The following is a 13,057-nucleotide window of genomic DNA, read 5'->3' on the forward strand; positions in this document are numbered from 1 at the left end:
TAGTGACAGTTACATCACTAGGCCTGATTTTTTATATTATTGAGCCGCACTGGAATCGAACCAGTAACCTAAGGATTAAGAGTCCTTTGCTCTACCAATTGAGCTAGCGGCCCGAAGCTTAAAAAAAGTTGCTCTCTTATCTAACCGACTCAGCTCATTTGTCAATAGAATTTGTCCTGAGTGTGCTTTAAGGAACTCTCTCTCCTGCAACAGTGTTTGAATATGGAGAATATAGGACTCCCGCTACAGCTCTTACTTTATAATAAAAAATATTTTCTGTTTGAGCTGTTCTATCTACATATTGGGTTATCCCGCTGCTGACTGTGCCTACAGTTATATATGGTCCGGTGAATATGTCGGCGCGCACTATTTCATAACCAGTTACTATCCCTGGGTCCTGAGGAGATTGTATCCAGTTAAGCTGAAAGCCATTGCTTACAATTTTAAGCCTTAATCCTGCAGGCGCATCTGGTGCAATTTTTATTTTTTCCTCAACTGCTGTTTTGTTTAATCCTTCTGCGCATGCATAAAAACTTAGCAAAATAAAAATTATAGTCACAGTAAATGGAATACGTTTCATGATATATCTCCCACAGCATATTTTTAATGACCAAAAAAAAGAGGGCTGCTCTGGGAAACAGCCCTCTCTACTTTGTATCGGTTACTTAGAAATCAATTCCTCCGTCAAAGAGTCCTATATAGCTTCTGTTGCCAACGGCAGATGGATTTATAGTTACATAGTCAGGCCTCATCATCTCATCATCCTCGTGATCTATGATGTGGCAGTGAAATACGTAACCATAACCGTTGTTAGGATCGAAGGGGTAATACAAAGATGTAATATCTGCAGGTGCTGCCGGTATTGACATATCAGTGGGTGACCATCTTACCACTATGCGCGTTACCTCTCCCGGATACATTATAACCGTATCTTTCCATCCCTCTTCGTGAGCCTGCGGCGGAGTTGGCGTGCCCTTCATATATACAGGCCTTGCGTTGCTCTTCATTACAGCCCTGACATCAGGATTACCACCTAAGTACTTGGTAACGGAAGGCTTCCCGAATGTATCCAGAGCACTCCACGGCATTCCTGTGTTATAGTCTGCCGGTGGACCAAAGCCTCCAATGAATGTGCCCGGAGCGAAAGGTAGACCGGTCATAGGATCGATAGCGCTGCTTCCCGGGAACAGGGAATTGTATAGTTTATTGTAACTGATGACATTGAATTTCTGACGGCTTACAAGCTGGAACTGAACGAGGTGAAGATGAAGGGGATGGGCGTCTGCTGTTAAATTGATGACGTCCCATACCTCGGTCTCCCCCTCCTGGGGCATTTCAGATAAGTAGCTTGTTCCGGATATATTGGGTGTGAAATCAGGTCTCACCCCATTGGTAAATCTATCTATGGCTCTTGAAAGACCTGACAATTCAGTATTGTTTACCAGTATGTCAAGCGGACCACCGGGCCCCATGACCTCGTTGAGTGTAAGCTGGCGTACCTTATGTACGTTTTGACCAATGCCGGTTTCAACAATAGCAGGACCTTTGGGAGTGCCGGGCAGACGTACTATAGGAGGAATCGGGTTAGTCACACTTGGATCACCGCGAAGCTTTATACCGGAAGCAGGATCATAGCTTGTATCAGCAACAGGTGCTCCAATGAAGAATTTCACTATCTGACCAATAGTCGTGGTAGTTGGGTACACGCCATTTGGATAAGGAGTCTTAGCTGTGTTTCGCAAAACAAGCTGGCCGGAGAAAGCGGGATTCGCTGCCCGCCATGCCGGGTCGTTAAAGTCAATTATTACATCATACCGCTCACCTGGCATAATCAGGAGTTTCTTCAGACCGGGTCCATTAGGATCGATTTTAACCGGTGCATCGAGGTAACCGCCGTCAGTTCCAATAATCCACATAGGAGGTCCCATTTTACCGGTAACCATGTCAACCAGAAAAAGGTCGTAGGTACGGGCATTGGAACCGTTGAGGAAAAGGAAACGGTATCGCTTTGAAGGTATAGGCGCTGCAGCGGTTCCGATTGTAGGCCATACTTTACCGTTTACTACGATGGTATCTCCGGTGAACTCAGGGACCCAAAAAGGATGATCGGGGTTAATGGGTATATTCGGAAAATAAAGTTGTCCATTAGTATCGAACATCCTGTCCTGAAGTACCAACGGTATTATTGTTTCACCACCAAGGTCATGCCAGCCCAAGCCTGCAGGAAGATTATAACCCTTCCCTGATAGAGTATCAAAAGCATCGGAGATAAGATAACCGCCTGCCAGACCAGCGTAAACATTAAGGCGTGTGACACCCATTGTATGGTCGTGGAACCAGATGTTTGAAGCTTCCTGTGTGTTTGGGTACCGATATATTGAACCGGGGAAAGTTGCCCATGTATTGGCAGCAGTGTATTCATAAATCTTCCCGTCTGTTGTATTAAAGTAGCGGTCACCTAAAATACCTGACGCAGGGTGTGAAGCAGCCTGCATAAGAGAGCCGGCACCTGTGTAATATGACATCCCAAAATAGTTCCCGTCGCTTGTAAACCAGTTGTCCGGACCTCCGTCAAGCTGTGGTGGTACCTCGCCGCCGTGCAGATGTGCCACTGCCGGAATTGGGCCGGCATAGTTAGTCATCTGAAGTCCCTGTCCCAATGGGTCAGCCCAATGCAGTGTCAGGTCAGTGGAGCTTTTCCATGCTTCTACCATGCTTGTGGCTGTATCACCAAGTTTGTTGACATAAGTTACCTCTGTCGGTGTTCCCCTCTTGGCAAGTATTACAGGGCCAATGTATGATGGGATAGGAATTGTCTGAGATGGTCCGGGTACCTGCTCGGGGAGAAGATATCCCCAAACCCATGTACCATTGTAAGCCCCCGTTGCAGGTATGAACCCTGTAGGCATTACAGAAGATTGAAATTCAGTCATCTGTAGTTCCAGTGAATTTGCCCCGGTAATATAAGGGGTAGGCAGAGGATCAACCCACTTTTTTATGGAGCTTCCGGGCAATGGTGTTCCTTGCAGAGCGAATGAAAAATTTATACTAAATGTAGATAAAGTGAAAAAGCATAGTGCAAAAAGTATTACTAAATAAGTTAGAATCTTATTTTTTTGCATGAGACCTCCCCCAACCATTTTTTTGTTTATTTTTTTTAATTAATTACCAAACAACCTAAAAAATAGTTTTAGCCTCACCTCCTTTCATTATTCATTCTTGTTTTTTAAATATAGCATCACTAACGCACAAATTACTTTGCAATAGACATTACTAATATCTAAAGTATTAAACTTTACTATTATGGTCATCTAGCAAATGATATGCCAATAGATCATAGTTAATAAAATTAATGGATTAATATATTGAATATTATAGATATTTTTGTTGCGCCGCAGGCAGATTATCTGGTTTGCTGGCATTGATTATAATTAGAAAAATGTTCAGAATTAAGAACATTTTTTTTGGCTGTTTCATTATATTATTGAAAGAAAAGGGAATAACTGCATTGGTGCTGTTCAGTAATCCGACACTCTTGGACATTTTTTACACTGATTAAGTATGCTATAATTATTATCAATGCATATCAGCTTCAATCATCGCGCCCGGCAGGATTCGAACCTGCGACCTGCGGCTTCGAAGGCCGACGCTCTATCCAGTTGAGCTACGGGCGCACTAACAAGGTCATGCTGGTTTTGGCTATTCTTTAGGATAATAAATGATATTGAAGGATGTATTTATAAATAAAAGGGTGGGCGAAGGGGCTCGAACCCTCGACGACTGGAGCCACAGTCCAGTGCTCTGCCAACTGAGCTACGCCCACCATGAGTCATAACAAATTCAGGGGGATTATTTAAATTAAACAATCCCTGATGTCAAGTTTCTTTGGCGTAGTGATATCAAAATTAGGATAGCTCTTGTAAAAAACTATATCAAATGCGCCTGGCAGGAGTCGAACCTGCGGCCTACGGATTAGAAGTCCGTTGCTCTATCCTCTGAGCTACAGGCGCAAACAACGATTGCTGTTACAGCCAGTATGACGTACAAGTGGCTTGTAATATATAAGAAAATCGGGGCGAGAGGATTTGAACCTCCGGCCCCCTGCTCCCAAGGCAGGTGCGCTACCAAACTGCGCTACGCCCCGATAAAATGTGTCTTTTTATCTCAATTATTGTTAAAATGGCAAGCACAAAAAAAATAGAGAGAAAGAGTATCATGTTTTTTTAAATTCTGTATAATGTCGCACATTTTTAAATATTGCCTTTAAACTGGTGTTTTAAAGAATGCAGACAAATGATAAAATGTCGCTGCTTCAGCGAATTAAAACTCTACTGATCGGTAGTGCCAGAAGCCCTTATGACACTTCAGTCTTTCACAAACTTTCACTGATTGCTTTTTTTGCATGGGTTGGTTTAGGTGCAGATGGTCTATCGTCGTCAGCTTACGGCCCTGAAGAAGCTTTCCTTGCTTTAAAGGGACACACATATCTTGCATTTTTCATAGCACTTGGGACAGCAGTTACCATTTTCATTATAAGTGCAAGCTATTCACAGATAATTGAGCTTTTCCCAACCGGAGGTGGAGGATATCTTGTGGCAAGCAAACTCCTATCTCCGACCTTCGGCATGATTTCAGGGTGCGCATTGCTTGTCGATTATGTCCTAACAATTACTATTTCCATTGCCAGCGGTGCAGATGCCATCTTCAGTTTCCTGCCTCCTGAATGGGCTTCGAGGAAGATAATTCTTGCTGTTATAGGTGTAATAATACTTATACTTCTCAACCTGCGCGGTGTTAAAGAGTCTGTACTTCCGATGGTCCCGATTTTCATGCTTTTTGTCGTTACTCACTTGTTTGGGATAATATACGGTATTGTTATTCATCTCATGGATTTCCCTCATGTCTTTAATGAAACAATGCAAGAGGTCCAGAGGTCTCACTCTGAACTGGGGCTTCTAGGGATGATTATACTCTTGCTTCGGGCTTACAGTATGGGAGCAGGAACATATACCGGAATAGAAGCAGTCAGCAACGGGCTTCCAATATTGCGGGAACCAAGGGTGCAAACTGCAAAACGAACAATGCATTATATGGCTGCCTCGCTTGCTTTCACTGTTTTCGGGCTAATGACCTGTTATGTACTTTTCAAAGTTGATTTCCAGCAGGGCAAAACATTGAATGCTGTCCTTTTTCAAAATATGACTGCAGGATGGAATGGCTCATCAGCACAGATTTTTATTTTCTTAACTCTCTTTTCCGAAGCTGCGATTCTTTTTATAGCTGCACAGACTGGTTTTCTGGATGGTCCGAGAGTGCTTTCAAATATGGCGCTCGACAGGTGGCTGCCAACCAGATTTGCCATGCTCAGCGACCGCTTTGTAACACAAAACGGGATACTGATCATGGGAGGAGCAGCAGGCATAATGATGCTCCTTACCGGCGGTTCAGTGAGGTTCCTTATAGTCCTTTACAGTATCAATGTGTTCCTCACTTTTTTTCTTTCGCAGTTGGGTATGGTGCGGCACTGGTGGGCTTCGCGCTTAACGGTTGAGAAGTGGAAGAAAAAGCTTCTGGTAAATGGTGTAGGGCTCATTCTCACTACATTTATACTTGTATCTGTTACTGCCATTAAATTCGATGAAGGTGGTTGGATAACAATTATCGTAACAGGATCACTGGTTTTACTGGCAGTTGTAATAAAACGACATTACAATAGCACGGGGGTTCTTCTCCGCAGACTTGAAAACCTTGTAGAAATCGTTGAAAGTACGACTGCTGAATCATTTGAAGATGGAAAGATCCAGGAGCACCCTGACCCTGAAGGGAAGACAGCGGTACTGCTTGTGAATGGTTTTGGAGGGCTTGGACTTCACACTCTTTTTGCCATAATCCGTTTATTTGGGAAATCATTTAAAAACTTTATTTTCCTTCAGGTAGGAGTCATTGATGCTGGAAACTTTAAAGGTTCAACCGAGATTGAGCATCTCCAGCAGGCAGCAAAAAATGAAGTGGACCGCTATGTAGATTACATGAAAAAGCATGGTTATTATGCTGAAGGATTTTCCTCTATAGGTATAGATATAGTTGATGAAGTAGAAAAAATAACACCTGGAATCCTCGAACGTTTTCCTAACTCTGTATTCTTTGGCGGGCAACTTGTATTTCCCGAAGAGTCATTCATTACGCGTTTCCTTCATAACTATACAGTTTTTACCATACAGAGGAAATTTTATCATGACGGCATTCCTTTTATAATACTTCCAATCAAGGTTATCTGAGGGTTCTCTCTGATATATCCCAGGGAAACATATTTTCCTCATCTTGCTATATAGAAATTCTAAAGATAAACTTTAATGTAAGACTATTAGAGTCCGATTTTCAATATTAGTTATAACAGGTTGAATTATTTCTCTTTAAACATAGGGTTTAATATCTAATATGTACAAGAAAAACTTGAAAAATATAGTTGAAGAAATAAATGACACTCAAGATAACCCTGAACTATTGAAAAATGGCATAGAAGATATGGAAAATAATCTGTTGGGAACTGAAGATAGCTATCGCAAATTGTTGGAAGTTGCCAGCGATGCTATTTTTGTCGCTGATGCTGAGACCGGGATAATAATTTACGTTAATAAAAAAGGTGAAGAGCTTCTTGGGAGGAGTGCCACTGAGATAATAGGTCTGCACCAGACAAAGCTTCATCCAGACGGCAGTGATGAGATATATAAGAATTTTTTTGCCGAAGCTGTTAACAAGGGGGAAACTTCTCCTCATCTATTATATATATGCCATAGAGACGGAAGAAATATCCCTGTTGAGTCTACGTCACGCCTTACTGATATTAATGGAAAGAAGGTTATAATAGGAATTTTTCGTGATATCACTGAACGCAAGAGCGCTGAGGAAATTCTTATACGCTCCCGCCGGGAATTAGGGATAGAAACTGAGGAAAGAACGCTTGAGCTTGCGAAAGCAATAAAATTTCTCCAGACTGAAGTAGAGTTGCATAGGCATGCTAAGAATGTTATTGAACAGTTGAGACACAGAAATGAACTGATATTGAATTCTGCCGGTGAAGGAATTTGCGGTTTGGATAGTGAACAAAAGGTGATATTCATTAATCCTGCCGGAGCAAAGATGCTGGGGTGGCAGGTTGAAGAGATAATAGGTCAAAGTTTGCATACGCTTATCCATAACACAAAAAGTGATGGGACAGATTGCGAGGCAGATGAGTGCCCAAATCTCAAAACATTAAAAGACGGAATACCCTATTGCAGATCTGATGAAGTTTTCTGGAGAAAGGATGGAAGCTCATTTCCTGTTGCTTACATAAGCACACCGATTATAGAAAGTGAAAAAATAACAGGTGTGGTTATAACCTTCAGGGATATTACTGAGCAAAAAAGGGCTGAAGATGAAGTTCTCCGCCAGTCTGCACGTACAGCGGTTCTGGCACGTGTTGCATCCCGTCTTAACTCACAGCTTGATCTTAATGAGGTTCTTCAGATGGTATGTAAGGAAACTACGAGTGCTCTTAATGTGGACGCTGCGGTAGTGCTCCTTTATGATGAAAACCATAAAGTTCTTTCCTATGCCGCTGATTTTGGATTATCATCTGATTTTGGCAAAGTTATGAAACCTGTTCCCCGGGCCCTTTTCGATAACTTTGCGGAAGAAAAATCAATTATAGTTATTCCCGATATCCAGGTTGTTTCAGGTTTAGTAAATGAGGAATTATATAAATCTATGAATTGTCGTACCATTATTACAGCGAGAATGGAAAATGAAAATAAACTTATTGGCCTTCTATACACTACTACGATTGGAGAGAAAAAATATTTTGATGAATATGAACAAGCTTTGCTTAAAGGGCTGGCAGATGAGGCTGCTCTGGCCATTACGAATGCGATTCTTTTTAAGAATGCAAATGACCGCCTTGAACAGTTAAGGGCTCTTCATGAAATTGACAAAGCCATTACATCAAGTCTTGATATAGAAGTTATGTTAAATATTCTGCTTGAGCAAGCTACATTACAGCTTCATGTTGATGCTGCATCTATATGGCTTCTTGATGAGAATTCACAAAGCCTGGAATGTGCGGCTGTAAAAGGATTTCGTTTAACATCTATACCCAAAATGAAGTTAAAGCTTGGCATGGGTGTAGCTGGACAATGTGCGCTTGAACGGAAGATTGTTAGCATCAGCGATCTCGGCAGCAGCAAATCTTCAGTGATGCCAATGCTCCAAAAAGAACAATTTGTCTCTTCCTATGCTGTTCCTCTTATTAGCAAGGGAAGTGTCAAAGGCGTACTTGAAGTATTCCACCGTTCTAACATTGATGATACACCAGAATGGCTCGCTTTTTTTGAAACACTGGCAGAGCAGGCTGCTATCGTTATTGATAACGCATCCATGATAGAGGAATTGCAGGTTTCCAACGCAGAGCTATCCCTTGCTTATGATACCACTCTTGTTGGCTGGTCCCATGCACTTGATTTGCGTGACAGGGAAACAGAAGGACATTCAAGGCGTGTTACTGAGATTACAGTCCGGTTAGCAGAAATTATGGGAATAAGCATGGAGAAAATGGTCCATATCCGCCGTGGCGCGCTTCTTCATGATATAGGGAAGATGGGAGTTCCTGATAGTATTCTTCTCAAGCCTGACAAGCTGACTGATGAAGAATGGAAAATAATGCGCAAGCATCCAATCTATGCCTATGAAATTCTTTCACCGATTGCATTTCTTCGTCCGGCTCTGGACATACCGTACTGCCATCATGAAAAATGGGATGGGACCGGTTATCCGCGGGGGCTTAGAGGTGAGCAGATTCCGTTGCCTGCAAGGATATTTGCAGTTGTAGATATATGGGATGCACTAAGATCTGACCGTCCATATCGTTCTGCCTGGGAAGAAGACAAAGTCCGTGAGTATTTACATTCCATTGCCGGTACACATTTAGACTCGGTAGTAGTTGAGAAGTTCCTTCAGATGGATTTCAAAGTAAAATAACCTATCTTGACATTCCAGGCAAATATAAAGTAGAGATTGATTCAAGAATATATTGATGTGTTATATTTTTCGCCCGGACAGAAAAATAATTTACTGATGGATTCCATGGATAAAAATTTTACAGACAGCCTGCTTAACCTCGCTGTAGATGCCGCAAAAGAAGCTGGAGCCGTACTGAGAGAACAGTTTGGAAAAACCCATGATATTAAATTCAAGAGAGAGATTGATGTTGTAACAGAGTCTGACCTTTTGGCAGAAAAGATAATAATTGAGAAAATCAAATCTAAATTTCCCTCTCACTCTATTCTTACAGAAGAAGCAGGCAGTATTGATGGTTCGAATGATGTGTGCTGGGTTATAGATCCTCTCGACGGGACAACTAATTTTTCTCATGATTTTCCGGTTTTTTCTGTTTCCATAGGTATTGAGGTTGAAGGTGTTGTTATAGCGGGTGCTGTTTATCATCCCATGCTTCACGAGCTTTTTACGGCAAAAAAGGGAGAAGGGGCATATTTGAACGGCAAAAAAATAAAGGTCTCAAATATTAGCAGCATAGGTAAAGCCCTTCTTTCAACCGGGTTTCCCTATGATGTTCACTATTCTGCTGAAAATAATCTGAATTACTTTAGTGCATTTACTCTTAAAGCCCAGGCAATAAGACGTGCCGGTTCAGCCGCACTTGATCTCTGCTATGTGGCTTGTGGAAGATTCGATGGATTCTGGGAGATGAAACTCAGCCCCTGGGATACTGCCGCCGGAGGGCTTATTGTGCTTGAAAGCGGCGGCAAGATGACTGATTTTAAGAACAACTCATTTAATATCCGCGAAAAGGAAGTCCTTGCGACTAACGGTTTAATTCACAACGAAATGCTTGAGACTATTGCTAAGGCAGGGGAGCAGTGTCAAACTCCTCGTAAAATCTCCTGAGAGCTCTTTCAGTCCCAACAGTTACAAGAACATCAGTATAACACAGTTCTAAATCCGGAATAAGATCAAGGAGTATTGTTCCGCTGTGTTCTATCCCTATTATTGTGCATCTGGTTTTTTCCCTGATTCCTGTGTCGCGAAGTGCATGACCAGCAAGCTTAGAGGATTTTACAACGAATCTTGCGACATTCAGTTTTTCGAATTCGAGTTTCCCCTTTCCTGTCACAAGACTTGCAAGCATTATTCCAGATATCATTGGAAGAGCTACTACATAGTTTGCACCAGCCTTGTAGAACTTATCAATGTTGGTAAGGATATTGCACCTGGTTATTATATATGCGTCAGGGTTAAGATTCCTGGCTACAAGCGTTGTGTATAGCGAATTGGCGTCATCATTGAGACAAATCAGGACTACCGATGCATTTTCTATCCCTGCTTTTTTGAGAATCCCGTCATCAGAAGCATTACCGACAAATAAATTTCCTATTTCAAATTCCTGTCTGTCAACAATCGCGACATTCTCGGGTATATGGGAAAGATATTTATAGATCTCCTGTCCCACATTGCCAAACCCCACTATTATAACTTTTCCAGATTTGTTGTCAGAATATCCTTGAGCAGAAAGTGAAAGATGTCTTAGTTCTTCAATTTCTTTTTCTGTTCCGATTGCAAGTAAGATGGAAGATGGCTCTATCATAGTGTCCGAATGAAGTTCGGTTGCAAATTTCCCATTGGCCCAGATTCCTATTATCTTTGCCCCGCTTACATTGCCTATTGCTGCCTCTGAAAGAGATTTCCGGGCTATGGAGGAGTCTTTATGTACCAGTATTTCCGTAATATGGAGGTTTGCAGGAATATGCAGAGCCTTTGACAGATCCAGTGCAATGGGGAACGCGGTTTTGTATGCCATTCTTGCGCCTAGCTCATGTTTTGGGCAGGCAATCTTTGCTGCTCCGGCATATTCGAGGTATCTTGAATTTTCAGGATTCTCTACAGTTGCTATAATCGGAAGATCGCACAACTGCCTTGCAGTCAGTATAATGCTTGCATTTTCCTCATCTTTTGACATTACAAGAATGCACCGTGCAGATGAGATTCCTGCATTTTTCAATGCCTGAGAAGAGTTTGGATCTCCCTGAATGCTTGTTATTCCCTGCTCTAAAAGATTGAAACACGTTTCCCGATCCTTTTCGATTACTATGTATGGGAAGCCGTTAATTTCAAGTTCCTCAATCAGAAAATTTACCGCCTCAGAATATCTGCAAATGATTACATGATCCTTTATGTCTTCAGAGGCTTTATGCGGCGGTTCAGTGCTCATCTTTCTTTGAAGCCATGGCACAAAAAAAATAGGGATCGTCATGAATATCATAAGCACCCCGGAAACCTGAAGAATAATGGCAAAAATGTTCATCACCGGATGATAAAATGGCAGAAGACCGCCGTATCCGGTTGTTGTCATGCTTTCTATTATGAATTCAAAGGATCTGAAAAAATCTATTTCTTTATGCTCCAGATTGCTGTAGAGATACTCAAAAAGTAGAGAGTAAAAAAGAATCAGCCCTGCGAGAGAGAAAAAATATTTTCTCCCCCTTGACTTGAATGCATTTTTTATTATGTCAAATTTCTTTATATCCATTATTTTTTTATTTTATTAGAAGAGGAGTAATAATTACAACTTAATATGCCATTGAATTTGCATACAGATGTTGGAGGAGAAGACGCTGCGCATAGAATATAGAAACTTTAAAAAAGCAAAAAACCTATTTTATGGATATAGATAAAGAAAAAGAAACAGGAAAAACAGTACTGAATGTCTCATCAGAAGCAGTAGGAGATGAAATAACAACTGGCAACTTTAAAGAAGATGTTAAGTTTAGCGGAGCATTCTCTGCGCTTAAGCACAGAAACTACCGTCTCTTCTTTACAGGGCAGACAATTTCCATTACCGGGACCTGGATGCAGAATGTTGCCCAGTCGTGGCTTGTATATGCATTAACGAGTTCTCCTCTTTATCTGGGTATTGTGAATTTTGCAGCTTCCATTCCAACATTATTATTGTCTCCTTCAGCAGGAGTAATTGCAGACCGTGTACCAAAACGGATGATGTTGGTTATGACGCAGATTTCATCAATGCTTCTTGCATTTGTCCTTGCCACTGATGTTTTTATCGGAACTGTACGTCCCTGGCACATAGTGGTGCTTTCATTTTTCTTTGGAGCTGTAAATTCCTTTGATGCACCTACGCGGCAGGCCTTTGTAGTTGAAATGGTAGAACGTGAAGACATGGCAAATGCAATTGCGCTTAATGCTGTTATATTCAATACCGGACGCGTTATAGGGCCGACGTTAGCAGGAATAGGCCTTGCACTTCTCGGGCCGGGATGGTGTTTTTCCATTAACGGACTGAGTTTCATACCTGTAATTATTGGACTTATGATGATGAAGGTCAGGCCTTATGTCGGAGCGGCAACAAAGGACTCTCCACTCAAGCAGTTAAAGGAAGGGTTATCCTATATACGTCATAACAAAACAATTTTAACACTCCTCATGCTTGTTGCGGTTTCTAATCTGTTTGCTTTCAGCTATGCAACACTTTTGCCTGCTTTTGCAAAAGATGTATTGCATAAAGGTCCATCAGGACTTGGGATAATGAGCGCATCTTCCGGTTTTGGAGCACTTATGGGTGCATTGATGATCGCATGGTTTGGGCATTCAAAGCGGAGAGGGATGATCCTCACATTCGGGAATCTTTTCTTTCCTCTTATGATAATCCTTTTTGCGGTGTCGAGGATTTTTTATATTTCCTGTCTGCTTTTAGTTGCTGTGGGGTGGGGTTTCATGCTCCAGAATACGACTATTAATACATTGATTCAAACCATAGTGCCTGATGAATTGCGCGGCAGGGTTATGAGTATTTATACTCTTTTTTTCCTCGGCCTCTTTCCTCTCGGATCATTGATGGCAGGAGCTGTTGCAGAACATGTCAGTATTCCTGCCGGTGCAGAGTTTGGTGCAGTTATAGCACTTGCCTTCGGATTATTTCTTTTCTGGCGAGCGCCCTATTTGCGGAAACTTGCCTGATTATTTCTGGTAATTAAAAAGGTGTTTGAGG

General features: G+C 41.8%; 7 protein-coding genes and 5 tRNA genes. 4 read left to right on the forward strand and 8 right to left on the reverse strand.

Annotation, left to right across the window (positions count from 1 at the left end; translation table 11 throughout):
* Nucleotides 1–40 precede the first annotated feature (40 nt).
* From HZA77_01675 to HZA77_01705, 7 genes are all read right to left on the reverse strand, one after another.
* A tRNA-Lys gene (locus HZA77_01675) sits at nucleotides 41–113 on the reverse strand.
* Between the two features lie 74 nt (nucleotides 114–187).
* Nucleotides 188–580 (reverse strand): fibronectin type III domain-containing protein, encoded by a 393-nt coding sequence (locus HZA77_01680; protein MBI5374116.1) that lies wholly within the window; start codon nucleotides 578–580, stop codon nucleotides 188–190.
* An 85-nt stretch (nucleotides 581–665) separates the two neighbouring features.
* Nucleotides 666–3,122 (reverse strand): multicopper oxidase domain-containing protein, encoded by a 2,457-nt coding sequence (locus tag HZA77_01685; protein MBI5374117.1) that lies wholly within the window; start codon nucleotides 3,120–3,122, stop codon nucleotides 666–668.
* Nucleotides 3,123–3,600: 478 nt separating this feature from the next.
* Nucleotides 3,601–3,674 (reverse strand) — tRNA-Arg (locus tag HZA77_01690).
* Between the two features lie 76 nt (nucleotides 3,675–3,750).
* Nucleotides 3,751–3,823, reverse strand: a tRNA-His gene (locus tag HZA77_01695).
* A 114-nt stretch (nucleotides 3,824–3,937) separates the two neighbouring features.
* Nucleotides 3,938–4,010: transfer RNA gene (locus HZA77_01700), tRNA-Arg, on the reverse strand.
* Between the two features lie 60 nt (nucleotides 4,011–4,070).
* Nucleotides 4,071–4,144, reverse strand: a tRNA-Pro gene (locus HZA77_01705).
* A 139-nt stretch (nucleotides 4,145–4,283) separates the two neighbouring features.
* On the opposite strand from HZA77_01705, the gene HZA77_01710 reads away from it, so the two are divergent.
* From HZA77_01710 to HZA77_01720, 3 genes are all read left to right on the forward strand, one after another.
* Nucleotides 4,284–6,278 (forward strand): APC family permease, encoded by a 1,995-nt coding sequence (locus HZA77_01710; protein ID MBI5374118.1) that lies wholly within the window; start codon nucleotides 4,284–4,286, stop codon nucleotides 6,276–6,278.
* Between the two features lie 160 nt (nucleotides 6,279–6,438).
* Nucleotides 6,439–9,015 carry a PAS domain S-box protein gene (locus HZA77_01715; GenBank protein MBI5374119.1) on the forward strand — a complete coding sequence of 859 codons (2,577 nt, stop codon included), beginning with the start codon at nucleotides 6,439–6,441 and terminating at the stop codon, nucleotides 9,013–9,015.
* Nucleotides 9,016–9,120: 105 nt separating this feature from the next.
* Complete coding sequence (locus HZA77_01720; GenBank protein ID MBI5374120.1) at nucleotides 9,121–9,942, forward strand: inositol monophosphatase; 822 nt, start codon at nucleotides 9,121–9,123, stop codon at nucleotides 9,940–9,942.
* Here HZA77_01720 and HZA77_01725 read toward each other — a convergent pair.
* The gene (locus HZA77_01725) at nucleotides 9,899–11,581 is read right to left on the reverse strand and encodes an NAD-binding protein (GenBank protein ID MBI5374121.1); all 1,683 of its coding nucleotides are present in this window, start codon (nucleotides 11,579–11,581) and stop codon (nucleotides 9,899–9,901) included. The genes HZA77_01720 and HZA77_01725 overlap by 44 nt on opposite strands.
* 131 nt (nucleotides 11,582–11,712) lie before the next feature.
* Here HZA77_01725 and HZA77_01730 point away from each other — a divergent pair, with 131 nt between their 5' ends.
* Complete coding sequence (locus HZA77_01730) at nucleotides 11,713–13,026, forward strand: MFS transporter (protein MBI5374122.1); 1,314 nt, start codon at nucleotides 11,713–11,715, stop codon at nucleotides 13,024–13,026.
* Nucleotides 13,027–13,057 lie beyond the last annotated feature (31 nt).

Source organism: Candidatus Schekmanbacteria bacterium, assembly GCA_016219965.1.
Taxonomy (GTDB): Bacteria; Schekmanbacteria; GWA2-38-11; order GWA2-38-11; family J061; genus JACRJM01.